At 70.6% G+C, this 26,914-nt stretch carries 24 protein-coding genes; 5 read left to right on the top strand and 19 right to left on the bottom strand.

Annotation, left to right across the window (positions count from 1 at the left end; translation table 11 throughout):
• Positions 1-213: 213 nt before the first annotated feature.
• The 7 genes from KV097_RS18850 to KV097_RS18820 form a co-directional block, all read right to left on the bottom strand.
• Positions 214-2,700: a hypothetical protein gene (locus tag KV097_RS18850; RefSeq protein ID WP_220366794.1), complete on the bottom strand. Its 2,487-nt coding sequence runs from the start codon at positions 2,698-2,700 to the stop codon at positions 214-216.
• Positions 2,697-3,401, bottom strand: a complete 705-nt coding sequence (locus KV097_RS18845; protein WP_220366793.1) for an ABC transporter ATP-binding protein — start codon at positions 3,399-3,401, stop codon at positions 2,697-2,699. The genes KV097_RS18850 and KV097_RS18845 overlap by 4 nt, the downstream gene beginning before the upstream one ends.
• Positions 3,395-3,769, bottom strand: coding sequence for a peptidase inhibitor family I36 protein (locus KV097_RS18840; protein WP_220366792.1), 375 nt, complete (start codon positions 3,767-3,769; stop codon positions 3,395-3,397). The genes KV097_RS18845 and KV097_RS18840 overlap by 7 nt, the downstream gene beginning before the upstream one ends.
• A 152-nt stretch (positions 3,770-3,921) precedes the next feature.
• Positions 3,922-4,152, bottom strand: coding sequence for a hypothetical protein (locus KV097_RS18835; RefSeq protein WP_220366791.1), 231 nt, complete (start codon positions 4,150-4,152; stop codon positions 3,922-3,924).
• A gap of 37 nt (positions 4,153-4,189) precedes the next feature.
• On the bottom strand, positions 4,190-5,176 hold the full coding sequence (locus KV097_RS18830; RefSeq protein ID WP_220366790.1) for a TAXI family TRAP transporter solute-binding subunit: 987 nt from the start codon (positions 5,174-5,176) through the stop codon (positions 4,190-4,192).
• An 8-nt stretch (positions 5,177-5,184) separates the two neighbouring features.
• Positions 5,185-7,311 (bottom strand): TRAP transporter fused permease subunit, encoded by a 2,127-nt coding sequence (locus KV097_RS18825; RefSeq protein WP_220366789.1) that lies wholly within the window; start codon positions 7,309-7,311, stop codon positions 5,185-5,187.
• Between the two features lie 84 nt (positions 7,312-7,395).
• Positions 7,396-7,869, bottom strand: a complete 474-nt coding sequence (locus tag KV097_RS18820) for an SRPBCC domain-containing protein (protein WP_220342415.1) — start codon at positions 7,867-7,869, stop codon at positions 7,396-7,398.
• 16 nt (positions 7,870-7,885) lie between these two features.
• Here KV097_RS18820 and KV097_RS18815 point away from each other — a divergent pair, with 16 nt between their 5' ends.
• Both KV097_RS18815 and KV097_RS18810 read left to right on the top strand, forming a co-directional pair.
• Complete coding sequence (locus tag KV097_RS18815) at positions 7,886-8,230, top strand: helix-turn-helix transcriptional regulator (protein ID WP_220366788.1); 345 nt, start codon at positions 7,886-7,888, stop codon at positions 8,228-8,230.
• A gap of 39 nt (positions 8,231-8,269) precedes the next feature.
• A complete protein-coding gene (locus tag KV097_RS18810; protein ID WP_220366787.1) occupies positions 8,270-9,625 on the top strand; it encodes an HNH endonuclease in 1,356 nt (451 codons plus the stop codon).
• A gap of 131 nt (positions 9,626-9,756) precedes the next feature.
• Here KV097_RS18810 and KV097_RS18805 read toward each other — a convergent pair whose 3' ends face one another.
• The 8 genes from KV097_RS18805 to KV097_RS18770 all read right to left on the bottom strand — a co-directional run bounded on the left by KV097_RS18805 (position 9,757) and on the right by KV097_RS18770 (position 19,921).
• Complete coding sequence (locus KV097_RS18805) at positions 9,757-10,506, bottom strand: enoyl-CoA hydratase family protein (RefSeq protein WP_220366786.1); 750 nt, start codon at positions 10,504-10,506, stop codon at positions 9,757-9,759.
• Between the two features lie 40 nt (positions 10,507-10,546).
• Positions 10,547-11,716: an acyl-CoA dehydrogenase family protein gene (locus KV097_RS18800; protein WP_220366785.1), complete on the bottom strand. Its 1,170-nt coding sequence runs from the start codon at positions 11,714-11,716 to the stop codon at positions 10,547-10,549.
• The gene (locus KV097_RS18795) at positions 11,713-13,737 is read right to left on the bottom strand and encodes a biotin carboxylase N-terminal domain-containing protein (RefSeq protein ID WP_220366784.1); all 2,025 of its coding nucleotides are present in this window, start codon (positions 13,735-13,737) and stop codon (positions 11,713-11,715) included. Before KV097_RS18795 ends, KV097_RS18800 begins: the two co-directional genes overlap by 4 nt.
• 32 nt (positions 13,738-13,769) lie before the next feature.
• Positions 13,770-15,383 carry an acyl-CoA carboxylase subunit beta gene (locus KV097_RS18790; protein WP_255559890.1) on the bottom strand — a complete coding sequence of 538 codons (1,614 nt, stop codon included), beginning with the start codon at positions 15,381-15,383 and terminating at the stop codon, positions 13,770-13,772.
• 106 nt (positions 15,384-15,489) lie between these two features.
• Positions 15,490-16,695, bottom strand: a complete 1,206-nt coding sequence (locus KV097_RS18785; protein WP_220345552.1) for an acyl-CoA dehydrogenase family protein — start codon at positions 16,693-16,695, stop codon at positions 15,490-15,492.
• The gene (locus KV097_RS18780) at positions 16,692-18,467 is read right to left on the bottom strand and encodes an acyclic terpene utilization AtuA family protein (RefSeq protein ID WP_220345553.1); all 1,776 of its coding nucleotides are present in this window, start codon (positions 18,465-18,467) and stop codon (positions 16,692-16,694) included. The genes KV097_RS18785 and KV097_RS18780 overlap by 4 nt, the downstream gene beginning before the upstream one ends.
• Positions 18,464-19,321, bottom strand: coding sequence for a TIGR03084 family metal-binding protein (locus tag KV097_RS18775; protein ID WP_220366783.1), 858 nt, complete (start codon positions 19,319-19,321; stop codon positions 18,464-18,466). Before KV097_RS18775 ends, KV097_RS18780 begins: the two co-directional genes overlap by 4 nt.
• Entirely contained in the window at positions 19,322-19,921 is a 600-nt protein-coding gene (locus tag KV097_RS18770; protein ID WP_301021932.1) for a TetR/AcrR family transcriptional regulator, read from the bottom strand.
• A 96-nt stretch (positions 19,922-20,017) separates the two neighbouring features.
• Here KV097_RS18770 and KV097_RS19855 point away from each other — a divergent pair, with 96 nt between their 5' ends.
• The 3 genes from KV097_RS19855 (at position 20,018) to KV097_RS18755 (ending at position 23,880) form a co-directional block, all read left to right on the top strand.
• A complete protein-coding gene (locus KV097_RS19855) occupies positions 20,018-20,830 on the top strand; it encodes an MOSC N-terminal beta barrel domain-containing protein (protein ID WP_220366782.1) in 813 nt (270 codons plus the stop codon).
• Positions 20,831-20,839: 9 nt separating this feature from the next.
• The gene (locus KV097_RS18760) at positions 20,840-21,484 is read left to right on the top strand and encodes an NAD(P)-dependent oxidoreductase (protein WP_220342426.1); all 645 of its coding nucleotides are present in this window, start codon (positions 20,840-20,842) and stop codon (positions 21,482-21,484) included.
• Between the two features lie 98 nt (positions 21,485-21,582).
• Positions 21,583-23,880 carry a glycoside hydrolase family 3 N-terminal domain-containing protein gene (locus KV097_RS18755; RefSeq protein WP_220366781.1) on the top strand — a complete coding sequence of 766 codons (2,298 nt, stop codon included), beginning with the start codon at positions 21,583-21,585 and terminating at the stop codon, positions 23,878-23,880.
• Here the strand turns inward: KV097_RS18755 and KV097_RS18750 are convergent.
• The 4 genes from KV097_RS18750 to KV097_RS18735 are packed head-to-tail and all read right to left on the bottom strand — an operon-like array spanning position 23,861 to position 26,708.
• The gene (locus KV097_RS18750) at positions 23,861-24,364 is read right to left on the bottom strand and encodes an aminoacyl-tRNA deacylase (protein WP_220366780.1); all 504 of its coding nucleotides are present in this window, start codon (positions 24,362-24,364) and stop codon (positions 23,861-23,863) included. The two genes, KV097_RS18755 and KV097_RS18750, sit on opposite strands and share 20 nt — an antisense overlap.
• Positions 24,365-24,399: 35 nt before the next feature.
• Entirely contained in the window at positions 24,400-25,158 is a 759-nt protein-coding gene (locus KV097_RS18745) for an SDR family oxidoreductase (protein ID WP_220366779.1), read from the bottom strand.
• Positions 25,159-25,185: 27 nt separating this feature from the next.
• A complete protein-coding gene (locus tag KV097_RS18740; protein ID WP_220366778.1) occupies positions 25,186-25,863 on the bottom strand; it encodes a histidine phosphatase family protein in 678 nt (225 codons plus the stop codon).
• Positions 25,860-26,708: an SDR family NAD(P)-dependent oxidoreductase gene (locus tag KV097_RS18735; RefSeq protein ID WP_220366777.1), complete on the bottom strand. Its 849-nt coding sequence runs from the start codon at positions 26,706-26,708 to the stop codon at positions 25,860-25,862. The genes KV097_RS18740 and KV097_RS18735 overlap by 4 nt, the downstream gene beginning before the upstream one ends.
• Between the last annotated feature and the right edge of the window lie 206 nt (positions 26,709-26,914).

Genomic DNA, 26,914 nt, shown 5'->3' with positions numbered 1-26,914 from the left:
CCTCCTCACAGTCGGTCAGCGCATCGGCGTCCTCGGGTCCTGCCTCGCGGAGCTGCACGTGCCCAGTCTGGCGCAGCCCCGCGAGGAGGATTGTTCTACTTCAGGTCGTCGATGGCCCGCTGCGAGCCGGGGTGGAGGGGGATCGGATCGGAGTCCTCCGCGTCCTCGATCGCGACGAGCTGCGGGATGACGCGAGCAGTCCTCGTCGAAGCGTCATCGTTCGGTGGGTTCGAGCTGCCGCGAGGCGAGCTTCCCGCTGAGTATCGTCGAGAGCGCGACCACCGCGATCACGAGACCGATGAGCGTCCAGGGAATCACGAGGTCGTACCGCTGGACTCTTGCGCCGGTGACCGCCAGTGATGCGACCGCGGCTGAGGCCCCGACGCCGACGGACAACGCGGCGATCCAGGCGTGCTGACGGCTGATGGCTCGGGCTGCCCATCGTCGCCGCACACCCACCCGGGTGAGCTGGCTGGCCCACCCCCGCATGGCGCGGACCTGGGCGCGGGTGGCCAGGACCGAGACACCCACGAGCAACGCGACCAGCAAGACGACCGATCCCACGATCGCGGCAGGCGGAACGATGGGCGCAGGCTTCTCGTAGACACCGATCGATCGCGGATCGAGACCCTTGTCGCGCAAAGCCGTGCGCGCGGCACGGCGATCGGGGGCGGAGATGTCCTTGAACAGCATCGCAGCGGGAGTCGTCGCCATTCCTAGACCCTGCGCAGTGGCTCTCAGCATGACGAAGGGAACAGCTTGGGTCCACCGGGTCTGCGCGGGATCGACGATGCGTACCGGCACGGTCGCCACGCCCCTGCCGGTCGCTTTGTCGATCAGCGCCAGCTGCCCGCGCGCCACCCGAACGAGATCGGGGTTGATCACCAGAGCGCCACCATCGGCGAGCAGGTCCCGGTCGGCCGACGTCAGCGCGGCGCCGAGCGCTCCCTCGAGATCGTCCGCGGAGTCGAAGGCGAACGCCACTCCCGTTCGGTCGTCTCGCGTACCGATCGTCTCCTCGGTTCCAATGGACGGGTTCACGCCTCGCTTGCCGATGAGGAAGAACTGAATCGGCTCTGCCCGCTTGATCGAGGGCACCGTCTCGACGGCTGCGACGACAGCCGGGTCGGGCTTCAGGAACGGGGTGCTGAAGCTGTCAAGGAGCACATCTCCGGAAGGCACCGATACGGGTTGCCGCTCGCGAGCGTCCGCGACCTCGCTCGAAAGGATGGTGAGCATCCCGACCGTCGCAGCAACGATCACGATGTAGATGCCAGCCACGACAGCCAACCGCTGACGGTTCGTCGCGATCTGCCGCGCCACAAGCCGTTGGGTCAGGGTGCGGCGAGGCATCACCCGCAGCAGGCCGTCGATCAGCTCGGGGCCGAGGGCCGCCGCAGTCAGCGCCATGAGGCCGATCAGCGCCATCGCTCCACTCGGCTCGCGCAAGGTCAGCACCTGCCAGAGCGTGATGCTCGCACACACGACGCCGACGAGGTGCCGAGCTGAACGCAGTCTGCTGCGCGTGCCCGCCGAAAGTTGGCGTCGGCCGGAGACGACGATCCGGTCCCGGAGCGCGGCGAGTCCGAGCGCGAGACCGAGCACGACGCCCGCGGCGCTGACCTCGATAGCGGCCCACGGAACGCGGACATTCGTGACGGAGTATCCCCACCGTCCCTCGCCCAAGAAGGCCGTAGCGTACCCGATCGTCGTGCCCCCCGCGACGGCGACGAGCGTGCTAGCCACGATCAGGGGCAGTGGGACGAGCCAGATCGCGAGCAGGGCGTCTCGCCGCTTGACGCCTTGCGCCATCGCCGCGCTTGCCGACGACTCCAGTCGCTTCGCGACGATCACGTATCCCATCACCAGCAAGGCCGGCAGCGCTAAGAGCCCGGGAATCCAGAGGCTGAGCGGCGACTGCACGGTCCACAGACGGGGTGCCTCCGCCTCCAGCTCGGCGCGCGTCCGAACACGTTCACCGACCGCCGCCCTGGAGATCGCTGGGCCCTCACCAGACACCGCGCGGACCGTGGATCCCACAGCCCGGTTGATGCCCTCGATCAGCGCTGCCGCGTCGTCTTGCGTCGTCTCGAATGTGGGAAAGGCCCGCAGCGGTGCGCCGTCGCTCCCCCGAACCTCCGCCAGCCGGCGCCAGGTCCCCGGGCCTGCCAGCAGCTTCGGCCAGCGGTCGAGCTCTGTCCGAGCGAGCCCTACGATGCGGAGATCAGGCGCCGCGCCAGCAGTCGGAACCTCATCGCCGACACGCACGCCCGTCGACCCCGCGCCGGCAACCACGACCTCACCGGCCTCGCGCGGCCATCTGCCGTTCGTCAAGCTGAACTGGCGTGTAGGGGGGCTGCGGTCCCAGTCCTTCTCGGTGTAGTAGACCCCGTCCAGGCCCCCTCGGAAGAACGGGAAGTCGATCACGTTCAACGCCATGCCGAACCGCGGGCTCTGCGACTCGAAAGCGTCACGGAGTCTGTCGCCGTCGTCGGTGCCCGCACGGAGATCGACGTCGAACATGGTGAGGGCAGCTGAGGCGCTCCCCAGCTCAGCGTCGGCGTTCTGAGCCGGTGTCAGGCTCTGCGCATCCATGAAGCTGTTGGTGGCGAAGAGGAAGGCAATGAACAGGATCGGCGCCGCGAAGGAGGCCGCGACGGGGGTACGTGACCGCAGACGTCGCCGAATCGTCCCGATCATGCGCGGTACGCCACGTCGCGTACGACGCCGTCGAGCATCTCGATGCTCCGCGACGCTCGCTCCCGGCATGCAGGATCGTGCGACGCCACGACCACCAAGACACCTTTGCTCGACATCACCGCCAGCAGGTCGAAGATGGCGCCGGCATTGCGGCTGTCCAGCGAGCCTGTCGGCTCATCAGCCAACAGGATCTTGCGCCCACCCGAGAGCGCACGGGCGATCCCTACACGCTGCTGCTGCCCGCCGCTCAGCTCGTCGGGGTAGCGACCTCCATATCCGGCGAGACCCACCGACTCGAGCAACCGTTCCGCCTCGTCGAGAGCCTCGACGGTATTCGTTCCCCGCGCCTCGATCGGGAGCGCGACGTTCTCCGCTGCGGTGAACTCCGAGATGAGCTGGTGCGACTGGTGCACCATCCCGACCTCGTCACGACGCAACCGGATGCGGCCCTCGGCGCTGATCTGCGTGAGATCGTGCCCCGCCACCACGACACGACCTGAGGTCGGGAGGTCCAGCCCCGCAAGGAGATTGAGCATCGTCGTCTTTCCCGAGCCGCTGTGCCCGAACAAGCACACGAACTCCCCGGAATCCGCCTCGAAGTCGACTCCACCAACCGCCCTCACGGTCTCGGCAGGGGAGACGAACTCTCGCTCGACCCCAACCGTCCTGACCAGCGGGCCCGGACCCCCCGTGCTCAGCATCCTCGGTTGGTCCTCATGCTCGAGGCCTTGTCCGAATCGAACACCGACACGTTGTCGTCCCGGCTCGCGATCCCCATGGTCAGCAAGGCACCGGTGCCGTTGCCTCCGTCATACAGGCAGCCCTTGTAGTTGTTGGAGCGGTTCTGCCACGAGTCGGCTTGGTTGTTCTCACCGTTGGCATCGTTGAAGGGGTCGACAACGCCCTGGCCTTGGGCCTGCGCTGCGATCAGTAGTTTGTAGTCGTTGTTCCCCCAGACGCACATCTTGCTACCCGTGCACTGCGAAAGCGATGCCTGCGCGGTCAGCGGTGCGACGACCGCGACGGCGAACAACGCCCCCGCGGTGGCAAGTGAACGGACTGTTCTCATCTTCGACCTCATCTCGTCGTGGCCGGCCAGTGAGGCCGACCAGTGTGGCCGGACTCTAGCGGGCCCAGGGGTCAGTGCGGCACGACACGAAGGACGCCCTGATTCCGTCCCGACTCGGGCGCAACTTGTTGCACTCGAGAGGGGCACGCCGGTTAACGGTCGACGGCGTGGATCACAACGCCTTCACGGTCCTCATCGCCAACGAGGTCCACGACGAGCGTCGTCACGGCCGGATCGCCCAGCTCGGCAACCCATCGTCGCCGGATCCCGTCGCGCGGCCACGGCAGGTCGCCGAACACGTGGGCCAGCCCCGTGCCGTACGCCGCCTCCTCACAGTCGGTCAGCGCATCGGCGTCCTCGGGTCCTGCCTCGCGGAGCTGCACGTGCCCAGTCTGGCGCAGCCCCGCGAGGAGGATTGTTCTACTTCAGGTCGTCGATGGCCCGCTGCGAGCCGGGGTGGAGGGGGATCGGATCGGAGTCCTCCGCGTCCTCGATCTTGATGTCCTTGGCCGCCGGGTGCACCGCCGTGAGCGCGTCGGTCTCCTCGAAGACGAGGGTCGTCAACGCGCACGCGACGTTGTCGGGCATGTCGTCGCGGACGAGCAGGACGTTGGGGACGGCGACGGTCGGCACGTCGGCGTCCAGCTTGTAGGTGTCGGCGGGGATCGTCGACTCCTCGTAGACCGGGTTGATCTCCTGGAGCGCCTCGAGCTGCGGCGTGATGTCGATGAACTCGACGTCGTCGCCCATCGAGGTGAAGAGGTCGGTGATCGCCGGCGTCGGAAGACCCCCGGACCAGACCAGTCCGTCGATCGAGCCGTCCTTCATCCCGTCCACGGTCTTGGTCAGGTCCAGACGCTGCGCAGAGACGTCGCTCTGCTGGAGCCCTGCGGTCTCGATCAGGCGCTGGGCGATGACCTCGGTCCCCGACTTCGGTGAGCCGGTCGAGATGCGCTTGCCCTTGAAGTCCTCGACGCCGTCGATGCCGGCGTCCTTGCGGACCACGACCTGGGTGTAGTTGGGATAGATGCGCCCGATGGAGGCGACGTCCTGCTTCTCCGTGAACGAGCCGTTGCCCTCGACCGCGTCGGCGGCGGTGTCGGCGAGGGAGAACGCGAGGTCGTAGTCGCCGGCGACGAGCTGCTGCACGTTCTGGACCGACGCGCCCGTCTCGGCCGCGGTGGCCTGCAGATCGGTCTCGTCGTTGATGATCTGCGCCAGACCGCCACCTACCACGTAGTAGACGCCGGTCGAGTTGCCGGTGGCGATGCCGATCCGGCCCGAGCCGGCGTCGCAGCTCTCGGAGTCGCTGTCGGACTGGGTGTTGTCCTGCTGGCCGCCGCAGGCCGCCAGGGCGAGCGATGCGGTGAGCGCGCTCGTGGCGAGGAGGGTACGGGTATGTCGCATGTCGTGGTTCACTCCTGGGTGATGGGTGTGGTGGTCGTGGTCGGATGGTTCCCCCGGCGGCCGACCACGTGCAGGGCCACGGCAGCGGTGAGCAGCGCGAGACCCACGGCGATCGACACCGGGACGAGATAGAGGAGCAGCAGGGCGGCCGGGACGCAGAGCAGCCGCTCGACGCGACGGGTCGGACCGAACATCCAGCCCGACGTCGCCACCGCGAGCGCCGCCACCGCGAGACCGACCACGACGGTGGCCCAGACGACGTCGAGGAACGGCGCGCGCCCGAGAAGGGCAGCGCCGTTGTCGGTCATGATGAACGCCATCGGCGCGAGGAAGGCCGGCAACGTGTACTTGCATGCCTGCCACATCGTCGCGATCACCTTGCCACCGGTGATCGCCGCGGACGCGACGGCCGCCAGGGCGGTCGGCGGCGACACCTCCGAGAGGACCGCGTAGTAGAAGATGAACATCGCGACCTCGGGGCCTTCGGCTCCGAGGCTGATCAGGGCAGGACCGATGATGATCCAGCTCAGGATGAAGGACGCGGTCACCGGCACGGCGAGCCCGAGGACGATGATCGCGACGGCGGAGAACAGCGCGCTGAGGACGATGAGCGACGCCTGGTTGGGAGCCAGCACGTCGGCAGCGTCCACGAGCAGGTCTGACAGCACCTGGCCCAGCCCGGTCTTCGCGATGGTCGACGTGATGACGCCGGCAGCCGCGCACACGGCGATCACCGGGACCGCGGCGCGGATGCCGGTCGCGAGCGCCGTGAACAGGCGGATCGCGTAGTCGCGCAGAGAGTCGCCCAGCGGGAGCTTCTCGGCCGTCCGGGGATCCTGCTCGAGGTCGGTGACGAACGCGCGACGCGACAGCCCCGCCTCGAGCAGCCCGAAGAACGCCGCCACCGCGGTCGCGTACACGACGGCCTTGAACGGGGGGACACCCATCGCGAGAAACAGCACGATCACGCCGAGGCTGACGAAGTGGTAGCCGAAGCGCCCGAGCAGGGCCCACGGGCTGTTGACGCGGGCGTCCACGCGCCGCGCGCCGAAGCGCCGCGCGTCGATCTCGACCGCCAGGAAGATGCCAAGGTAGTAGAGGAGCGTCGGGACCAGCGCCCAGCCGAGCACCTGGAGGTAGGAGACACCGAGGTACTCCGCGATGATGAACGCCGCCGCACCCAGCGTGGGCGGTGACAGGATCGCGCCGATCCCGGACGCGGCGAGCATGCCGCCCGCGGCCTCGCGGGGATAGCCGGCGCGCTTGAGGATCGGCCACGCGAACGAGCCGAGGGTGACCGCAGTCGCCGTCCCCGAACCGGAGACGGTGCCGAGCAGGAAGCCGGAGGTCGCGACCGTACGACCGGGCGCCGTGCCCGACTTCTTGAACAGAGAGAAGCTGAACTCGACGAAGAACCGGCCGGCGCCCATCCGGTCGAGCACCGCTCCGTAGATCGTGAAGAGCACGATGTAGGTCGCAGCGACGTCGAGCGGCACGCCGAAGAAGCCGCTGGCCTCGTTGAAGAGAGCGTTGATGATCTGGTCGATGTCCTGGCCCCGGTGCGAGATCACCCAGTCGATCGGCAGGAAGCCGCCGTAGTAGGCGTAGGCGAGGAACACCGCACACACGACCGGCAGCACCCAGCCGGTCGTACGGCGCGTCGCCTCGAGGATGAGGAGCAGCAGGACGAGCCCCGCGAGGATGTCGAGGGGGTCGAGCGCACCCTGACGGTCGAGGAACGCCGTGAACCCACCGCCACCGGCGCTCGACTCAGGGAGGGGCAGCACCGGGTAGAGCCCGACGACCAGCGCGGCTCCCGCGAGGACCCAGTCCACCGGCCCGGGATCGTCCCGGCCGTCGGTGCTGCGCCGTGCCCACCCGCGGTAGAGGAGGAAGGCGAGCGGCAGGGTGACGCCGAGGAAGACGATCAGGTAGTACTGGTTGCCCTGGCGAAGCGGCCAGAAGACCTGCCAGAGCACGAACGCCGCGACGGCGAAGCACCACACCGTCATCGCCTGGTCCCAGCGCGGGGACAACCGCCGCGACGGCCTCTCCTCGTCGTACTCCGAGGCGAGTCGGTCGAGGTCGACCTGGTCGACCTCGGCGACCGGGCTGTGACGGTCGGCGGGCGGCATGAGGCGTAACTTAACGGTGACCAGGGTCATGTCAAGAGTGCCGCGCGGAGGCACGGAAAGAGCGCCACGACGCCGCCGCGAAGGTCAGCCGTAGAAGCCTTCGCGCAGGTTGATCCCGTGCTCGACCCACGCCTTGAGGGCGGCCAGCATGCCGGTCCAGCCCGCGCAGTTGCCGAACGCGTTCTTGGCCCCCGTCCCGGTCACCAGCCACGACGACTCGGTGATCGTGACCAGGGTGCGCGCGCCGCCGTCGACCGGCTCGAGCTCGAACGTCGTGGTGGTCCGCCCGTCGTCGTCGGCCGAGGCCTGCGCGTCCCAGCGGATGACGATGAGCCGGGGCGGCACGGCCTCCACGACCGTGACCGGGAACTCGCCCGGGTGGTCGGCGAAGTCCCACATGACGGTCGCGCCGGACTCGAGTCGTCCGCGGGCGCCGCCCGTCGTGAAGTAGCGGGTGAGCTGCGCCGGGTCGGCGATCGCCTCGTACACCTCGGCGCAGGGCCTCGCGATGTGGCCGGACACGGTGAACTGCAGCTCCTGGAGAGGATCGTCAGTCATGTGATATTTTTACAACATGTCGTCGGCCGTGGGCAATACCCCCGACGACGACCTCGTCTTCAAGGCGCTGGCCTCACCGACGCGGCGCCGGATCCTCGACCTGCTTCGGGAGGACACCCGGACGACTGGCGAGCTCTGCGCCCTCCTGTCGTCACTCGACCGGACCACCGTGCTCCAGCACCTGCGCGTGCTCGAGCGTGCCGAGCTGGTCGCCGGCCGCAAGATCGGGCGCGAGCGCCACCTCGCCCTCGCGCCGCTGCCGATCAAACGCATCCACGACCGATGGATCAAGGACTACATGGACGCCGCGGTCGAGCTGCTCGACCACCTCGACCGACCCTCCGACCGCGGTGCGGATTAACCCTTGCGTTGTCGAACACCTGTTCGATATCATCGTGTCATGTTCGACGCCGAGATCACCGCCGACCTGCGCCACGCGGCGCAGGCGCTGGTGGACGCCCCGATCGAGCTCGCTACCACCGAGCAGCTCGCTGAGGTCCTCGGAGCCGTGGCTTCGACGCAGGCGCTCCTCGACGGCGTGCTGGCGCGTGGACTGGCACACTTCAGCGACGCGGGCGGGCCGGAGGCTGCTGGAGCTGCCAACGCGAAGGCGTGGGCGCGCCGCGAGCTGCACCTCGACGCTGGCGAGACCGGTCGTCTGATCACTGCAGCTCGGACGACCCAGACGTTGCCTCGGGTCGCCGAGTCGTTGCGGGCCGGCAGGATCCGGCTGGACCACGTCCACGAGTTCTCCGCCGGCCTGAAGAAGGCCGATCCGGTCATCATCACCTCGGCGGAGGACTACCTGCTCGATGTCGCCGAGCGCAGCGAGCCGTCAGCGCTCCGGGCGGAGATCCGGGAGTTCATCGAGGCAGTGCACCCGGAGTCCCTGGACGCCGCCTACATCCGAGGGATGGACAAGCGTGACCTCCAGGTCTCCAAGGTCGGCGACGGCTATGCCGTGACCGGTTTCCTCGACATCGCCACCGGCGCCCGCCTCAAGACCGTCCTCGACCACCTGGGCGCCCCGGACGACCGTGACGATCGTCGAGCTCCTTCGGAACGGCGAGTGACCAATCTCGACCGGCTGCTCACCCAGGTTCTCGAGCACGGCCTGCCCAGCCGCAACGGATTCCGGCCCCAGCTCTACGTCACCGTCGACCTCGAGCGTCTTCAGGGCATGCCTGGCGCCGAGCCTGCGCGACTGCACGGCTGGGGCAGCATCCCTGACCTGCTCCTGGGCCGCCTTCTCTGCGACACCGACGTCACCCCGATCCTCACGGGCGCGCACGTCGACGACGGGAGGCGCGACCACGGAGGGCACAACCACGAGGTCCCCGACCAGCCCAGCGACCGACGACGGCCCGGCAGCGTTCTCGACGTCGGCCGGAGCCAGCGTCTGGCCACCCCACAGCAGCGGATCGCGATCACCCACGCGCAAGGTGGGCGCTGCGCCAACCCGGGGTGCCACAACACCTTCCTCGAGCTGCACCACATCGACTGGTGGCACCGCGACCACGGCACGACCGACCTCAACAACCTCATCGGCCTGTGTCCGCGCTGTCATCACCTGCTCCACGCCGGGTTGCTCCATGCCCGACGCGAGCCCGGCACCGGAGACGTCATCCTCACCACCGGGGAGGGGCACCGTCTCTCCGACTCCGACGACCGAGACCGAGCCCTCAGGCGCCTGCTCGTCCGTCGGCGCCTTCGCGAGATCCGGCAGCTGGTCCACTCATCCGGGATAGCCGCCTGACCGGTGCCTGACCACCGGCTGACCACCGGCGCCTCAGCGCGTCGGCCTACGAGCACGCACGCCGGGCACGACCGGATCGGGGGATCGGTCGTGCCCGGCGTGTGCTGGGAGGGGCGGACGAGGCCCGACTGTCAGCCCTTCTTGCGGTTGAGGAACGCGAGCATCGCCGTACGCGCCTCGTCCGAGCCGAAGAGCCGCCCCGACTGCTCCGCGACGTCGTCACCGAGCGCGTCGATGCGAGCCACGAGGTCGGCGTTGAGCAGGGCCTTGGTCTCCCGAAGGCCCTGGGGGTACGCCTTGCGGAGCCCGTCGAGCACCCGCCAGAGGGCGTCGTCGAGCTCGGCCGCTGGGACGGCCTCCGTGACGAGCCCGTACGCCACCGCCTCGGCCGCGGAGAACTTCTCTCCGGTGAGGAAGGTCCGCGACGCCGAACGCGGCGACATCCGCGAGAGGGTGGTCAAGGAGATGACCGCCGGCGCCAGGGCGAGACGGACCTCGGTGAATGCGAACGTGACGTCGTCGGCACACACCACCACGTCGGCAGCGCCCACGATGCCGAGCCCGCCTGCGCGCACCGGACCGTGCAGGCGGACGACCACCGGCTTCGGGAGGGTCACGATGAGGCGCTGCAGCGCGACGAGCCCCTTGGCCCCCTCGACCATCCCTCCCCCGGCAGCCTCGGACAGGTCGGCGCCCGAGCAGAACACCGACCCGGCCGCCGTGATCACCACGGCGAGGACGTCCGGATCCGCGGCGGCGGTCTCCAGGTGCCCGACGAGCTCGCTCACGAGCTGAGCCGAGAGGGCGTTGCGGTTGTGCTGGCTGTCCAGCGTGATCGTCGCGACCTGGTCGGTGACCGCGAGGTGGACGAGCTCGGTCATAGGATGCTGCTCCTTCGTGACGTCGTGCGAGGGGTGAGGGTCAGTACGACTTCGGCAGGCCGAGCGAGAACTGCGCGATGAAGTTGAGCACCATCTCGCGGCTGACCGGCGCGATGCGCGACAGGCGCGACGCCGCCAGCATCTGTACGAGGCCGTACTCCTCTGCGAGACCGTTGCCGCCGTGGGTCTGGATCGCCCGGTCCACCGCGTTGCACACGACCTCACCGGCCGCGTACTTCGCCATGTTGGCGGCCTCTCCGGCACCCATGTGGTCACCGGCCGCATAGAGCGCGGAGGCCTTCTGGGTCATCAGACGCGCCATCTCGATCTCGATGTGCGTCTGCGCCAGCGGGTGGGCCACGGCCTGGTGGGCGCCGATCGGCGCCTTCCAGACCTGACGGGTCTTCGCGTACTCGGTCGCGATCTCGAGCGCGAGCCGCGCCGTGCCGGTCGCGAACGAGGCCGCCATGATGCGCTCGGGGTTGAGCCCCGCGAAGAGCTGCTCGATCCCGGCGTCCTCACTGCCGATCAGCGCGTCCGACGGGAGGGCCACGTCGTCGAAGAACAGCGTGAACTGCTTCTCCGGGCTGACGATGCCCATCGGGATCTCCTGGAACGTGAAGCCAGGGCTGTCGGTCGGCACCAGGAAGAGCGCCGGCTTGAGGTTGCCCGTCTTGTGATCCTCGGTCCGCGCGACCACGAGGACGTGGCTCGCCTCGTCGACACCGGAGATATAGGTCTTACCGCCGGTCAGGCGCCAGCTGCCGTCCTCCTGCCGGTAGGCCGTGGTGATGATCTTGTGCGAGTTGGAGCCCGCATCCGGCTCGGTGATGGAGAAGGCGAACGTGCTCGTCCCGTCAGCCAGGCCGGGCAACCAGCGCTGCTTCTGCTCGTCCGTGCCGTACTGCGCGATGATCGTGCCGACGATCGCCGGCGACACGACCATGAGCAGCAGCGGGCTGCCGGTCGCGGCCAGCTCCTCGCAGACCGCGGCGAGGTCGCCGATCTCGCCGCCGCCGCCCCCGTACTCCTCCGGCACGGCGACACCCAGATAGCCGAGCTTGCCGGCCTCCGCCCACAGCTCGGTGGTCTTGCGGCCCTCGGCCGCTGCGGTGTTGAAGTAGTCGCGACCGTACTTGCGCCCCAGGTCGCGGACGGCCTTGCGGAGCGCCTGACGCTCCTCGGACTCGGCGAATGCGGTGGTGGTCATGCGAGGTCTCCTTCGGGGTTCTCCTGGTCGGCCGCGTCCTCGATCACCGCGAGGACGGCACCGGACTCGACCTGCGAGCCCGCGGAGACCGCGAGCTCCGTCACGATGCCGTCGGTCGGCGCCGTGATGGTGTGCTGCATCTTCATCGCCTCCAGCACGACGACCACGTCGCCCTGGTTGACGGCCTGCCCCTGCTCCACCGAGACCGACACGACCGAGCCGGGCATCGGGGCCAGCAACGATCCGGCGGCCACCTGGTCGGCGGGGTCGGTGAAGCGCGGGACGACGACGAGGTCGAGCGGCCCCTGGGGACCGTCGACGTCGGCGACGCCTGGAGCGGTGGAGACCGTGTACGCCCGTGCGACCCCGTCACGCTCGAGCACCACGCGGTCGGGAGACACGGCGGTGGCGACCGGCGCAGCCTCGTCCTCGGACCCCGAACGCGGGACCAGACGACCACCAACCGAGTCGTACGCGACCGCGACCTCCTCGCCCCGCACCGCGAAGGTCACGGTGTGCGGCTGGCTCGCCACGTTGCGGAAACCGGCTGGGATCCGCGAGAGGACCCTGGCACTCGTCGCGGCCGCCGTGGCCGAGGCGAGCGCGGCCGCCGTGGCGTAGTCGCGGACGACGGACGTGTCCACGCGCGGCGCCGACCAGTCCGCGATGCGCTGCTCGAGCAGCAGCGTGCTGAGCTCGCCCGCGGCGAACTCGGGCGCACCGAGGATCCCGTGCAGGAGGTCGAGGTTCGTCGACACCCCGTGGAGCCGGGTGCGCGCGAGGGCGCCGCGCAGCATCCGGATCGCCGACGTGCGGTCGGGACCGAACGCGACGAGCTTGGCGAGCATGGCGTCGTAGTGGATCCCGACCTCGCTGCCCGATTCCACACCGGAGTCCAGGCGGAGCCCGTACGACGTCGGGCCGGCGAAGCGTCCCTCCGCACCGGGCACGTCGAAGACCCGGACGGTGCCCGTCTGCGGAGCGAAGTCGTCGGCCGCGTCCTCGGCGTAGAGGCGCACCTCGATCGCGTGACCCCGCGGGGCCGGCGGCTCGGTCTCGCCGGTGATCTCACCGAGCGCCCGACCCTCGGCGACCGCGATCTGAAGCGCGACGAGGTCGAGGCCCGTGACGGCTTCGGTGACCGGGTGCTCGACCTGGAGGCGCGTGTTCATCTCGAGGAAGGAGACGACGGCGTCGCGGTCGGCACGCTCCTCCACCAGGAACTCGACCGTGCCCGCACCGGTGTAGCCGACCTGCTTGACCAGTGCCCGCGCCGCATCATGCAGGGTCGTCCGGGTGGCCTCGGCCAGACCCGGCGCCGGGGCCTCCTCCACGACCTTCTGGTGCCGCCGCTGGAGCGAGCAGTCGCGGTCGCCGAGGACCCAGCAGGTGCCGTGGGCGTCGGCCATGACCTGCACCTCGACGTGGCGCGCGTGCTCGAGGTAGTGCTCGACGAAGACGGTGGTGTCGCCGAAGGCCGACCCCGCCTCGGCGGCCGCCTGCTCGAGCGCGGCCGGCAGAGCACCGAGGTCGCGCACGACCCGCATGCCACGGCCGCCACCGCCTGAGGACGCCTTGACGACGAGCGGCAGGTCCGAGGACGTCATGTCCTCCGGCTTCAGCATGCCGGCGACCGGTCCGCCGGCGGCCGCCATGAGCTCCTTCGACCGGACCTTGGAGCCCATCGCCTCGATCGCCTCGGGGTCGGGTCCGATCCAGGTGAGCCCCGCCGCACGGACGTCGGCGGCGAAGGAGGCGTTCTCGGAGAGGAAACCGTAGCCGGGGTGGATCGCGTCCGCGCCCGTGGCGAGCGCCGCGGCGATGACGAGGTCACCGCGCAGGTACGTCTCGCCCGGCGCGTTGCCGGGCAGGCGTACGGCCGCGTCCGCATCGGCGACGAACGGGGCGTCGGCATCGGCGTCGGAGTGGACCGCCACCGTCCCGATGCCGAGCTCGCGGCAGGTCGCGAACACGCGCCGGGCGATCTCGCCCCGGTTCGCGACGAGCACCTTCTGGATCATCGAGCCTCCGTTGATTGAACCTGTCGAAACGTTCACAGCCGGAACACCCCGTAGCCGCGTGCGCCCTCGATGGGCGCGTTGGCGATCGCGCTCAGGCAGATGCCGAGCACCGTCCGGGTGTCACGCGGGTCGATCACACCGTCGTCGTAGAGCATCCCCGACGTGAAGTACGCCAGCGACTGCTCCTCGATCTGCTTCTCGATGAAGGCGCGCATCTGCTTGTCGCCGTCCTCGTCGTACGGCATGCCCTTCGCCTCGGCCGCCCCGCGGGCGACGATCGAGATGACGCCGGCGAGCTGGGCCGGGCCCATGACGGCCGACTTCGCGTTGGGCCAGCTGAACATGAAGCGCGGGTCGTACGCCCGGCCGCTCATGCCATAGTGGCCGGCGCCGTACGAGGCGCCGATGACGACCGAGATGTGCGGCACCGTCGAGTTGGAGACCGCGTTGATCATCTGAGCGCCGTGCTTGATGATGCCGCCCTGCTCGTACTCCGCGCCCACCATGTAGCCGGTGGTGTTGTGCAGGAACAGCAGCGGGGTGTCGGTCTGGTTGGCCAGCTGGATGAATTGCGCCGCCTTCTGCGCCTCCTCGCTGAACAGCACGCCCTGGGCGTTGGCGAGGATGCCGATCGGGTAGCCGTGCAGCTGCGCGAAGCCGGTCACGAGCGAGGAGCCGTAGAGCGGCTTGAACTCGTCGAACTGCGCGTGCCCGTCGGGTGAGCCGTCGACCAGCCGGACGATGACGTCGCGCGGGTCGAACGGGACCTTGAGGTCCGTCGGGACGATGTCGAGCAGGTCGTCGACGTCGAAGGCCGGCTCGGCGTAGTCGGCAGCGGGAGTGGGTCCCTGCTTGCGCCAGTTGAGCCGGCGCACGATCTGGCGTCCGAGGCGGATCGCGTCGTACTCGTCGACCGCCAGGTAGTCGGCGAGCCCCGACGTACGGGCGTGCATCTCGGCGCCGCCGAGCGACTCGTCGTCGGACTCCTCGCCCGTGGCCATCTTGACCAGCGGCGGGCCGCCGAGGAACACCTTGGCGCCCTCCTTGACCATGACGACGTAGTCGCTCATGCCCGGCACGTACGCCCCGCCGGCGGTGGAGTTGCCGAACACCAGGGCGACCGTGGGCACCCTGGCCGCGCTCGAGCGCGTGATGTTGCGGAACGTCGCACCACCAGGGATGAAGATGTCCTTCTGCGTGGGCAGGTCGGCGCCGCCGGACTCGACGAGGTTGACCGTCGGGAGGCGGTTCTCGGCGGCGATCTGCGCGGCGCGGAGGCCCTTCTTGACCGTGAGGGGGTTGCTGGAGCCGCCCTTCACCGTCGGGTCGTTGGCGATGATCATGCACTCGACACCTTCGACGACGCCGATCCCGGCGACGAGCGAGCCGCCGACGGGGAAGTCGGTCCCCCAGGCGGCCAGGGTCGACAGCTCGAGGAACGGCGCGCCCTCGTCGAGCAGCAGCTCGATGCGCTCGCGAGCGAGGAGCTTGCCCCGCGCGTGGTGGCGGGCGACGTACTTCTCGCCGCCCCCTGCCAGTGCCTTGGCGTGCTGCTCGGCGAGGTCGTCGATCTTCGCCAGCATCGCCTCGCGATGGGTCGGCGGAGCGTCGGTGGTCGGTGCGGCGTCGGCCGCGGTCGTACTCATCGGGGAGCCTCCAAGGTCAGCTCGACGGGGATGTCGAGGTAGTGGGAGAAGCGCTCGGCTTCGTGGGCGTAGCGGGTGCGTACGGATGGGGGGTACATCGCGGCCATCAGTACCCCAGGATCTTGGCGATCAGGTCGTTCATGACCTCGGTGGCGCCGCCACCGATGCCCAGGATGCGAGCGTCGCGGTAGTGACGCTCGACCTCGGACTCGCGCATGTATCCGTGCCCGCCGTGGATCTGCACCGCCTCGTCGACGACGAAGTCGCAGGCGGCCACGGCGTCGTTCTTGGCGATGCCGGCGTCGGCGACCAGGCGCATCGGGTCGATGCCGTCACCCTGACCCGCGGCGACCGCGGCGGCCTGCTCGACGACCTGGCGGGTGTAGGCGCGCGCGGTCACCGTCGCCCGGTGCATCTCGACCAGCTTGTGCCGGATCACCTGCCGCTTCGCGAGCGGACGGCCGAACGTCTCGCGCTCCTTGGCGTAGGCGACCGCGAGGTCGAGGGACCGCTGGGCCGTCGTGTACGCCTGCACCGCGAGGCTCAGCCGCTCGTTGACGAACTGCTGCATGACGAGGACGAAGCCGCCGTTCTCGTCACCGACCAGGTTGGCGGCCGGGACACGGACGTCGTCGAAGGCGAGCTCGGCGGTGTCGGAGCAGTGCCAGCCCATCTTGCGCAGCGGGCTGGCGACGGCGAAGCCGGGTGTGCCCTTGTCGATGACGAGCAGCGAGATCCCACCGAAGCCGTCTCCTCCGGTCCGCACCGCCGTCGTGACGAAGTCGGCGCGCACGCCGGAGGTGATGAAGGTCTTGGCGCCGTTGACGACGTAGGCGTCGCCGTCGGTGGAGACCGCGCGCGTCTGCAGGTTGGCCACGTCGGACCCGCCGCTGGGCTCGGTGACGCCGAGCGCACCGATCATCTCTCCGGCGAGGGTCGGACGGACGTACCTGTCGACGAGCGAGGTGCTGCGGTCGGTCGGGTTGGCCAGGTGCGCCGACACGATGTGCGGCAGCGCGATGCCGTGGGTGAAGAGCGCCGCGATGAGGCCGGACGACCCACCCGACTCGATGACCGCCTCGGTGACGACGGAGATGTCGATCGTGTCGCCGCCGGCGCCGCCCACCTCCTCGGGGAAGCCGATGCCCATGATCCCGGCGGCGGCGGCCTTCTTGTGCAGCTCGCGCGGCAGCTCTCCCTCGTCCTCCCAACGCGGGAGGTCGGGAACGATCTCCGTCCGGGTGAACCGGCTGACCGACTCGCGCAGCGCCTTCCGCTCGGGTGTCGACCAGGCGTCGTACGGGGCTGTCATCGATTCTCCTTGACGAGTGCGGCCGGGACGTCGGCCACACGGGCACGCAGCCACTCGCCGAGGGCCTTGGCCTGGGGGTCGAAGCGGGTCGAGGCGGCGACGCCGTCCCCGAGGAAGCGGTGGAGCACGACGTTGACGGCGCGCAGGTTGGGCAGCGGGTGGATCTCGATCTCGAGCTCGAGCTCGGCCGCCTCCGGCAGCAGTGCCCGGACGCGGGCGTCGTCGAGGAAGCCGACCAGCCAGGCGAAGGCGGCGTCGGGATCGCCGACGTCCTGCCGGATCCACACACCGACGTTGGCGTCGCCGCCCTTGTCGCCGCTGCGGGCGTGCAGGACGTGTCCGAGCGGCACGGAGACGGTCTCCTGTGTGGTCGACTCGTCGGCGCCCTGCTCGCTCGCGGCACCGCTCGCGGCCGTGTCGACGGCGGTCTCCGGATCGGCGGTCGTACGTGGTGGCTCGACCTCGATGCGCGTCCCGTCAGCGAGCACGACGGTGTGCGGCACGAGGTCCTGAGCGAGGTATCCGGCCGTGTAGACGCCGTACGGTGTGGCGGCCGCAGGCGGCCGCGTGGCGGTGAAGCCGGGGTACGAGGCAAGAGCGAGCTCGACCGCGGCCGAGGAGAACGCGCGTCCCACGGGGTCGGGCGAGGAGTCCTTCACGTGGCACCGCAGGAGGGTGGTCGCACGCGCCTGGGTGTCGGGGTCGGGCACGTCGGTCCGGTCGAGCTGCCACTCGATCTCGGCCGGCATCCCAGTCGGGGAGCCGGCGAGGGCGTCCTCGACCTGCGCGCGCACGAGTGCGGCCTTGGCCTCGATGTCGAGTCCGGTCAGGACGAGCTCGACGCTGTTGCGGAAGCCGCCGAAGGAGTTGAGCGCGACCTTGGTCGTCGCGGGCGGGGCCGAGCCACGGACCCCGCTGATCGCGACCCGGTCCGGACCGTCCTGGGTGAGCGTCACGGAGTCGAGGTGTGCGACGACGTCCGGGCCGGCGTAGGCGGGGCCACCGATCTCGTACACGAGCTGCGCCGTGACCGTGTCGACGGTGACGACGCCACCGGTGCCGGCGTGCTTGGTGATGACGCTGCTGCCGTCGGCCGCGACCTCGGCGATCGGGAAGCCCGGGTGGAGCAGGAGCTTGGGGTCGAGGTCGGCGAACCCGGCGAAGTTGCCGCCGGTGGCCTGTGCCCCGCACTCCACGACGTGGCCCGCGACGACGGCACCCGCGAGCGCGTCGAGGTCGTCGCGCCCCCAGCGGTGGGCGTGGATCGCCGGTCCGACGACGACCGAGGCGTCGGTCACGCGTCCGGTGACGACCACGTCGGCACCGGCGTCGAGGGCGGCGGCGATGCCGAACGCGCCGAGGTAGGCGTTGGCGGTGATGGGCGTCTGGCCACCGTGACCGACGAGGCCGAGCTCTCCGGCCCGCTCACGGAGGTCGTCACCCTCGACGTGGGCCACCGAGATGTCGAGGCCCTGGTCGGCGGCGATCTCGCGCAGCTTCGCGGCCAGGCCCGCGGGGTTGAGCCCGCCGGCGTTGGTGACGATGCGGACCCCGCGCTCCTTGGCGAGACCCATGCAGTCGGTCATCTGCCGGACGAATGTCTTGGCGTAACCGAGGGACGGGTCCTTGATCAGGTCCCTGCCGAGGATGAGCATCGTCAGCTCGGCGAGGTAGTCACCGGTCAGGTAGTCGAGGTCGCCGTCGGTGAGCATCTCGCGCATCGCGCCGAGACGGTCGCCGTAGAAGCCGGAGCAGTTGCCGATGCGGATCATGACGCGTCCTCCGTGCCCCGCGCGCCGCGCGGTTTGGGATCGGGCCCGGGCAGGCCCGCGAATGCCTGGACGATGTCGAGCCACTCGTCGGCGGCCGGTCCCTCCGCCGTCACGTCCACGTCGTCACGCACGCGCCGCCGGGTGGCCAGCAGCGCGAAGTCGTAGCCGTCTCCGGTGACGCGGTCGGGGGCGTCCTCGGGCCCCCAGGCCCACCTGTCACCGTCGGGGCCGACCAGCTCAAGCCGGACCGGCGCCGCAGGGACGTCGCGGCCGCGGACGAGATAGGCGAAGCCGCGCGTGCGGAAGCCGAGGTAGGCGACGTGCTTGGCACGGACCGTCGGCGGCAGCTCGACGTCGAGCGCCTCCGCCACGTCGTGCCCGTGCGCCCAGGTCTCCATCAGCCGCGCGGTCGCCATCGAGGCGGGGCTCATCGGAGGTCCGAACCACGCGATCTTGTCTCCGTGGGGGACGGCCCGCAGCGCGTCGGCGAGCCGGACGCGACCGTCGCGCCACCGAGCGAGCAGCTCCGACGGCGCGAGAGCCGCCAGACGCTCGGCCTCGGCGTCGACGTAGCCCGCCGGGTTCTCGACGGCGCTCTTGATCAGGGCCGCGAACGCCTCTCCACCGTCGACGGCGGCCAGGGAGGCCTCGTCGGTCCAGTGGAGGTGGGCGACCTGGTGGGCGATCGTCCATCCGTCGGCAGGGGTCGGTCGCGACCACCCGGCGTCGTCCAGGTCGGCGACCAGCGCGTCGAGCTGGTCGCTCTCGGCGGCGAGGTCGGCGAGGACGGCTTCGAGGACCTCGTCGCGGCGCGGGGCCGTGGAGGTCGTGGGATCGGGCGAGTCAGTGGTCATTCAGCGCTCCAGCTCGGTGTCGAGGGTGATGGCCCAGGTGTCGAGGATCGAGGTACGGCGTGCGGTGTCGTCGGTGAGTGAGGCGGCCAGACCGAGGCCGCGCAGGAGGTCGAGGGTGGCCTGCACGAGCTGACGGTTGCGCCCGCGGCTGTCGTCGATGCCGAGGAGCGCGACGGCGTACGCGTGGATCTCGCGACCGACTCGGCGCTCGAGCGGTGCGACGGCGTCGCGCAGCTCCTTGTCGGTCCGTGCCGCGACCCAGAGCTCCAGCGCCGCAAAGAACACCGGCGACACGAACTGTGTCGCCAGCGCGTCGAGCACCGCACGTGTCCTGTCCTCCTGCGGGAGGTTGGAGATCGAGAGGGCCATCTCGTCACGACGCCGCTCGGTGATGTGCTCGACCGCGGCGATCACCAGCGCCTGCTTGCTCGGGAAGTGGTGCAGCTGCGCGCCGCGGGACACGCCGGCGCGCTGCGAGATGACCGTCGTGCTGGTGCCGGCCCAGCCGAGCTCGACGAGGGAGTCGACGGTCGCCTCGAGGAGGCGCTGCCGCATGGCGCGGCTGCGCTCCCCCTGGGTCGTGCGAGTGGTCTCGGTCACCTCGGCATCATCGTCCGAAACTTACAAACAGTCAACCCTGTCTTTTTTTGGCTTCACTTCGAGACGCGGCCCCGGGCGGCCCCCTAGGCTGGCCTCGTGCGCATCGCCTCCCTTCACCTCTACCCGGTGAAGTCGACCGCCGCGATCGACGTGGACCGTGCGCAGATCGAGCCGTGGGGTCTCGCGCACGACCGCCGCTGGCTGGTGGTTGACGCGGCGGGCGCCAGGGTCAGCGCGCTGACCCGCCCGGTCCTCCTCACGGTCCGCGCGACGCCGACCGCAGACGGGCTGCGCCTGTGCGCGCCCGGGCACCGCGAGCTCGACGTCGCGGTCCCGACCGACGACCCCTCGGTCGGTGTCAGCGTCACGCGGCAGCCCGAGCTCACGTACGCCGGCCAGGAGGCGGCCGACTGGTTCACCCGGGTCGTCGGCAGCCCTGTCCGCCTCCTGTGGCAGCGCGACCCCCGCGAGCGCCCGGTCTCCGCCTCGCACGGCGGCCGCTCCGGCGACGTCCTGTCGCTCGCCGACACCGCGCCCATCCTGCTGACGACCACGCCCTCCTTGGCCCGTCTGAACGCCTGGATCGCCGAAGGCTCCGATCCGGCTGCCCTGCCGATGGCACGGTTCCGTCCCAACGTGGTCGTCGAGGGTGATCTCGAGCCCTTCGCCGAGGACGGTTGGCGGGCGGTGCGTCTGGGGGCGGCAGCCTTCCGGTTCACCGAGACCTGCGACCGCTGCGCGGTGACCGGGATCGACACCGCCACTCTCCACCGCGGAAAGGAGCCGATCCGCACCTTGGCACAGCACCGCAAGTGGGACGGTGCCACGTGGTTCGGCATCCGGATGCTGCCGACCGACCTGGGTGTGCTCGAGGTCGGCGATCCCGTGGACGTGCTCGAGTCGGCCTAGCGTGGGGGCATGACCACCATCGCCGTCATCGGAGCAACAGGGTTCGCCGGAGGCGCGATCGCGTCCGAGGCCCTGGCCCGCGGGTACGACGTCATCGCCGCCGCGCGTGACACCGCCTCGATCGATCCCGCCGACCACCAGACCGTCCGCGACGGCGACGTCTACGACGCCGAGTTCGTCGACGGGTTGGCTCGAGACGCCGACGTGCTCGTGGTCGCGGTCCCCCATCACGCCGAGGATCGCGACCTGATCGACGCGGTCCCCGGCCTCACCGACGCCGTGCGGCGGCACCGGCGGCGTCTCGGCGTGGTCGGTGGCGCAGGGTCGCTGCGAGTCTCGCCGGACGGGCCGATCCTCATGGAGACGCCGCAGTTCCCGGAGTCGGCGAAGCCCGAGGCCCGCGCCGCCTACGCCGTGCTGGACGCCCTCACGCGGACGACCGAGGACGTCAACTGGTTCTCGGTGAGCCCGTCGGCGGTGTTCGGACGGCTCTCGGACGTCCCCCGGCGCGGCACGTACCGGCTCGGCGGCGACGACCTCCTGAGCGAGCCCGACGGCAGTTCCTCGATCTCGGCACCCGACTTCGCGCAGGCCTTCGTGGACGAGATCGCGAGTCCGACCCACTACCGGGAACGGTTCACCGTCGGCTACTGATCACCGACGGTCGCCGCTCCGAACTGCGGGGCCCGTCCCTCCTGGTTACGCTCCCCAGAACCGGTGTCGGGGGCCGGCCACGAGGGGAGCGGTGCGCGATGACCGAGGACGACCGACCCGTCGAGGACGTGCTGGCGCACCTCACCGTGGAGCAGAAGGCGGCACTCACCTCGGGGAGCGACTTCTGGCACACCCAACCGATCGAGGACGCCGGTGTCGGCGCGATCATGCTGACCGACGGCCCCACGGGTCTGCGCAAGCAGGCGGGCGATCCGGGTCTTTCCCTCGGCCTCGCAGAGAGTGTCCCCGCGACGTGCTTCCCCGTCGCGGCGTCCCTAGGCTCGACGTGGGACGTCGACCTGGTGCAACGGGTGGCGGCCGCGATCGCGCGCGAGGCGCGCGCCGAGGGCGTCTCGGTGGTCCTCGCGCCCGGCATCAACATCAAGCGCTCGCCGCTGTGCGGGCGCAACTTCGAGTACCTCTCGGAGGACCCGTACCTCTCCGGCGAGCTCGGGCTCGCGTTCGTCCGCGGGCTGCAGTCCGAGGGTGTCGGCGCCTCGGTCAAGCACTTCGCCGCCAACAACGCCGAGACCGACCGGATGCGTGTGTCGGTCGATGTCGACGAGCGGACGCTGCACGAGATCTACCTCGCCGCGTTCGAGCGTGTCGTCACCGCTGGTGACCCGTGGACGGTCATGGCGTCGTACAACAGGATCAACGGCACCTATGCCACCGAGAACGCCTGGCTGCTGCGCGAGGTCCTGCGCGACACGTGGGGGTATGACGGGGTCGTGGTCTCGGACTGGGGAGCCGTGCACGACCGGGTGGCGGCGCTGCGGGCCGGGACGGATCTCACGATGCCGCCGTTCGGAGACGATGCCGCCGTCGTCGACGCCGTACGCGACGGCACGCTCGACGAGAGCGTGCTCGACGAGGCCGTACGGCGGGTGCTGGCCCTTGTCGACCGGGCCGGTGCCGCCGATGGTCGAGACGACGCGGACCCGCCCGACCACGCCGCCGCCCACACGCTCGCCCGAGAGGCCGCCGCCGCGGGAGCGGTCCTGCTCAAGAACGAGCGTGTCGGCGGAGTCCCCGTGCTGCCGCTCGCGGAGTCCGCCCCCGTCCTCGTCGTCGGCGAGCTGGCTCGGACGCCGCGGTTCCAGGGGGCGGGGTCGTCACAGGTCACGCCGACCCGCGTCGACGTGCCGCTCGACGCGCTCCGCGAGGCGATGGGCGAAGGGCTCGCGTTCGAACCGGGATACACCCTCGGCGGCACGCCCGACCAGGACCGCGGTCTGCGCGCCGCCGCGGTCGAAGCGGCGCAGGGTGACCGCACCATCGTCTGCTTCCTCGGACTGCCCGACAGCGACGAGTCGGAGGGGTACGACCGTACGAACCTCGACCTGCCGCCCGGCCAGATGGAGCTCGTCCAGGAGCTCGCCGTCGTCAGCACGCGGGTCGTCGTCGTGCTCGCCAACGGCGGGATCGTCGCCCCGGTCGCCTGGTCCCGCGACGTCCCCGTGATCCTGGAGATGTGGCTCGGCGGCCAGGCCGCAGGCTCAGCGGTCGCCGACCTGCTCCTCGGACGGTCGGAGCCGACCGGACGGCTGGCCGAGACCATCCCGTTCCGCCTCGAGGACACGCCTGCCTACCTCGACTTCCCCGGGCACCTCGGGCACTCCCGCTACGGCGAGGGCGTGTTCGTCGGCTACCGCTACTACGACGTCAAGCGGATCCCGCCGGCGTACCCCTTCGGGCACGGTCTCGGCTACACCACGTTCGCCCAGAGCGATCTGACCGTCGAGGTCACCGGCGAGGGTGACGACGTCCGGGCCATGGTCGCGGTGACCGTGACCAACACGGGGTCACGCCGGGGCACCGAGGTCGTCCAGGTCTACGTCTCCGACCTGTCGGCACCGGTCGCCCGTCCCGAGCGCGAGCTCAAGGGATTCGCGCGCGTCACGCTCGACGCCGGCGCGTCGGAGCGGATCGACCTCGAGCTCGGTCCGCGCGCGTTCGCGTACTGGCATCCCGTCCTGCGGCGCTGGGTGGTCGAGCCGGGCACGTTCACCGTCTCGATCGGCGCCTCGTCGGCCGACCTGCGCAGGAGCGTCACGGTCACCGTGGGGGGCGAGGAGCTCAGGAGGCCGCTGGCGGCCGACTCGACACTGGCGGAGTGGAGTGCTGATCCTGCCGGGGCGCGGTTGCTCACGCGCGCGTTCGGCGACGCCGCGGCCAGGTCGGCGGTCGCGGAGCAGCCCATGGCCGCGCAGATCCCGCTGTCGGTGCTCGCCGGCCTGGCCGGCATCCCGAGATCGACGGTGGACGCGCTGGCCGAGGAGGCCGCGAGCCAGCAGGGGCCCCCCGGAGACGCCGTCAGCCCGGGACCTCACTGATCTCGGCGCGCGTGGCGGACAAGGCGTCGGCGAGAGCGTCGACGTCGACGGTGATCCCGACCCCGTGCCCACCGCCGCCGATCGAGATGGCGCCGGTGATCGCCGAGTCGATCACGACCGGCCACGCGGTCGTGCTCCCCAGCGGCGTGATGGTGCCGCGCTCGTAACCGGTCACCGCCTTGGCCGTCGCGGCGTCGGGCATCGAGATGCGGTTGACTCCGAGGAGGAACCGCAGGCGGGGCCAGGACAGCTCTCGGTCACCCGGGACCATGACGAAGAGGTAGTCGTCGTCGCTCACGCGGAGCACCAGCGTCTTGACCAGCGCCCGTGGCTCGATCCCCCGGGCGGCGGCCGCCTCCTCGAGCGAGCGCACACGTCCGTGGCGCGTGACGGTGTACGAGAGACCCAGCGCCTCGGCGGCGGCGATCGCGCGGGCGGACTGATCGGACGGGTCGGCCCCGGTCTCGGTGGTGGAGTCGGTCATGGGCACCATCGAAGCACGCAGGCCAGACGGCCGGGTCACACCATGCGGCGCACGATCCCGAGCGGGGCCTTCCGCAGGACGAGCGCGATCGGCCGCCACGGCCACGGGGGCACGATGCGCTCGGGCGTCTCGCTGTCGATCGCCTCCACCAGCGCCTTCGACCCCGTGACCGTGTCGACCATGCCCTTCGGCTTCTGCTCGACCTTGTCGTTCATCTCCGAGGCGATGTAACCGGGGAAGACGGTGGTCACCGCGATGTCGTGGCCCTTGCGGTTGACCAGGTCCGACCGGATCCCCTCCGCGAGCTGCGCCAGACCTGCCTTGGTCGCCGAGTAGGTCGTCATCGAGCTGGGCATCCCCCGCATCGCCGACACCGACGAGACGACGACGAGGTGTCCGGCGCGCCGGGCGTAGAAGTGCTCCATCGCCGCCTCGCACTGCGCCAGCGCGGCGACGAAGTTCGTCTCGGCGGTCTCCCGGTTCGCCTCGAACTTCCCCGTACCGATGCGCGCCCCCTTGCCCAGACCGGCGTTGACGACGACCCGGTCGAGCCCGCCGAGGTCGCCCGCTGCCGCCTTGAACACCGAGAAGACCTGCTCGTGGTCGTTGACGTCGAGCGCGTGGACGACCACGCGGATCGACGGGTGCGCCGCCTCGAGCTCTGCCTTGAGCGCCTCGAGTCGGTCGACGCGGCGCGCGGTCAGTGCGAGGTCATGGCCCTTCGCCGCCCAGACACGGGCCATGCCGGCCCCGATGCCGGAGCTGGCGCCGGTGATGAGGATCGTCTTGCGCATGAGGTCTCCTGGGTTCGGGGAAGCGGGTCAGCGGTACGTCACGAGGTCGGTCGGCAGGTGGGTGTGCTCGTTGAACGAGATCAGGGTGCGTCCCGTCGAGCCGGTGATCAGGGTGGTGACGCCGGCGTTGATGGCCACCGTGCTGAGGCGCGGCCACAGCGACTGGGCCTCGGGCGTCCACGTCTCGGCGTCGCCGGCCAGCACGTGCGCGGCGACGACCGCCAGCGGTCCCCCCGAGGTGAACACGACCACCGACTCGCGTCCGTCCAAGGAGTCGGTGAGCCGGTCGAACGCCGCGAGCACGCGGTTGGTGAAGTGCGCGTACGACTCGGCGTAGTCGCCGTCGTGACGACCGCTGGTCCAGCGACCGAGCGCCCCCAGGAAGATCTTCTGGAACTCCTTGGGGTCGGTCACCGTCCCCGCGCGTCCCGGGGCGTAGGCCTCGACCACCGACTCGTGGGCAAACTCGTCCCAGCCGTCGTCGACGTCGTACCCGTCCGACGGGCCCGCCGCGTCGAGCGCCGCGATCGCCGTCTGCGCGTGCCGCTTCATGGAGCCGGCGACGGCGCGCGTCGGCAGGAACCCTGAGGCTTCCCACGCCTGGCCCAGCGCGGTCGCCTGGGCGAAGCCGCGCTCGGAGAGCCGGTCGTAGTCGTCGGTGCCGAAGGACGCCTGGCCGTGCCGTACGAGGTGGATCGCGCTCATCGGCCGACCCGCGCGCCCGCCGTGCGCGCTCCCCCGCGCGCCTCGTCCTCGGCGGCGGCCTTGCGGGCGACGCGCAGCATGGCGGCGCGGTAGAGCCACGGCGCGAACCGCTTGGTCGCGTAGGCGATGCGCGCGTCGCGGTCGGGGAGGATGAGGTGCTTGCCGGCGTCGAGCTGGCGCAGGACCTCGGCGGCGACGGTCTCGGCGCTCCGCTTCGAGCCGTCGATGAGCTGACGCGCGGACGCGCTCGCCTCGGGGTCGGCGCTGCGGATCGAGTCGGCGAGGTTGGTGCGGAAGAACGAGGGGCAGACGACGGAGACACCCACGCCGTACGGCTCGAGCTCCCACCGAAGGGTCTCGCTGAGGGCGACGACGCCGGCCTTGACCGCGTTGTACTCGCTCATCCGCGGCGGGTGGACCAGGCCCGCGGCCGATGCGGTGTTCACCAGGCGACCCGACCGCTGCTCCTTGAGCAGCGGCGCGAAGGTCCGGCAGCCGCGGGCGACGCCGAGCAGGTTGATCTCGGTGATCCACTCCCAGCCGTCGCTGGTGGTGAGGTCGATCCCGCCGCCGGCTGCGACGCCGGCGTTGTTGACGACGAGGTCGATGCCGTGCCAGGTCTCCTGGACCCAGGCAAGCGCACGCGACCAGTCGTCGTCGCTGCGCACGTCGAGGCGCTGGTAGGTCACCGCGTCGCCCAGGATCGACAGGGCGGCGGGCACGTCGTCGTGAACGTCGGTGGCGAGGACGCGGCACCGGCGACCGACGAGCTGGGCCACGAGGGCGAGCCCGAGGCCGGAGGCCGCTCCGGTGACGAGGACGCGGTCTCCTGTGCTGAGGCTCATGCGCCAGAGCGTACCGAGCGGGCGCTTACCTCCGGAACGGAGGCTTTGGAGGCGGCTCTCCGCTCGGTAGAATCGACGGTTGGGACGCGACCTTCGTCTCGCCCTGCCCACGGGCTGTGAAGTCCTCCAGCCCGGTCGGCAGACCCGACGGCCGTCCCGCCAGGGACCCCTCCCCCGCCCAGCAGTGGCGGTCGGCGATGTGGGTG

This window comes from Mumia sp. zg.B17 (genome assembly GCF_019550915.1).
Classification (GTDB): domain Bacteria; phylum Actinomycetota; class Actinomycetes; order Propionibacteriales; family Nocardioidaceae; genus Mumia.
Note: the sequence above shows the minus strand (reverse complement) of the source record. Positions and strands in the feature narration are given on the sequence as shown.

Excerpts from the sequence above, each read along its gene's own strand:
- KV097_RS18810 (WP_220366787.1), top strand. The coding sequence starts at position 8,270 with ATGTTCGACGCCGAGATCACCGCCGACCTGCGCCACGCGGCGCAGGCG.
- KV097_RS18805 (WP_220366786.1), bottom strand. The coding sequence starts at position 10,506 with ATGACCGAGCTCGTCCACCTCGCGGTCACCGACCAGGTCGCGACGATC.
- KV097_RS18815 (WP_220366788.1), top strand. The coding sequence starts at position 7,886 with ATGTCGTCGGCCGTGGGCAATACCCCCGACGACGACCTCGTCTTCAAG.
- KV097_RS18750 (WP_220366780.1), bottom strand. The coding sequence starts at position 24,364 with ATGACCGACTCCACCACCGAGACCGGGGCCGACCCGTCCGATCAGTCC.
- KV097_RS18745 (WP_220366779.1), bottom strand. The coding sequence starts at position 25,158 with ATGCGCAAGACGATCCTCATCACCGGCGCCAGCTCCGGCATCGGGGCC.
- KV097_RS18820 (WP_220342415.1), bottom strand. The coding sequence starts at position 7,869 with ATGACTGACGATCCTCTCCAGGAGCTGCAGTTCACCGTGTCCGGCCAC.
- KV097_RS18825 (WP_220366789.1), bottom strand. The coding sequence starts at position 7,311 with ATGCCGCCCGCCGACCGTCACAGCCCGGTCGCCGAGGTCGACCAGGTC.
- KV097_RS18790 (WP_255559890.1), bottom strand. The coding sequence starts at position 15,383 with ATGAGTACGACCGCGGCCGACGCCGCACCGACCACCGACGCTCCGCCG.
- KV097_RS18785 (WP_220345552.1), bottom strand. The coding sequence starts at position 16,695 with ATGACAGCCCCGTACGACGCCTGGTCGACACCCGAGCGGAAGGCGCTG.
- KV097_RS18735 (WP_220366777.1), bottom strand. The coding sequence starts at position 26,708 with ATGAGCCTCAGCACAGGAGACCGCGTCCTCGTCACCGGAGCGGCCTCC.
- KV097_RS18775 (WP_220366783.1), bottom strand. The coding sequence starts at position 19,321 with ATGACCACTGACTCGCCCGATCCCACGACCTCCACGGCCCCGCGCCGC.
- KV097_RS18740 (WP_220366778.1), bottom strand. The coding sequence starts at position 25,863 with ATGAGCGCGATCCACCTCGTACGGCACGGCCAGGCGTCCTTCGGCACC.
- KV097_RS18830 (WP_220366790.1), bottom strand. The coding sequence starts at position 5,176 with ATGCGACATACCCGTACCCTCCTCGCCACGAGCGCGCTCACCGCATCG.
- KV097_RS18800 (WP_220366785.1), bottom strand. The coding sequence starts at position 11,716 with ATGACCACCACCGCATTCGCCGAGTCCGAGGAGCGTCAGGCGCTCCGC.
- KV097_RS18795 (WP_220366784.1), bottom strand. The coding sequence starts at position 13,737 with ATGATCCAGAAGGTGCTCGTCGCGAACCGGGGCGAGATCGCCCGGCGC.
- KV097_RS18845 (WP_220366793.1), bottom strand. The coding sequence starts at position 3,401 with ATGCTGAGCACGGGGGGTCCGGGCCCGCTGGTCAGGACGGTTGGGGTC.
- KV097_RS18760 (WP_220342426.1), top strand. The coding sequence starts at position 20,840 with ATGACCACCATCGCCGTCATCGGAGCAACAGGGTTCGCCGGAGGCGCG.
- KV097_RS18780 (WP_220345553.1), bottom strand. The coding sequence starts at position 18,467 with ATGATCCGCATCGGCAACTGCTCCGGCTTCTACGGCGACCGTCTCGGC.
- KV097_RS18840 (WP_220366792.1), bottom strand. The coding sequence starts at position 3,769 with ATGAGAACAGTCCGTTCACTTGCCACCGCGGGGGCGTTGTTCGCCGTC.
- KV097_RS18850 (WP_220366794.1), bottom strand. The coding sequence starts at position 2,700 with ATGATCGGGACGATTCGGCGACGTCTGCGGTCACGTACCCCCGTCGCG.
- KV097_RS18755 (WP_220366781.1), top strand. The coding sequence starts at position 21,583 with ATGACCGAGGACGACCGACCCGTCGAGGACGTGCTGGCGCACCTCACC.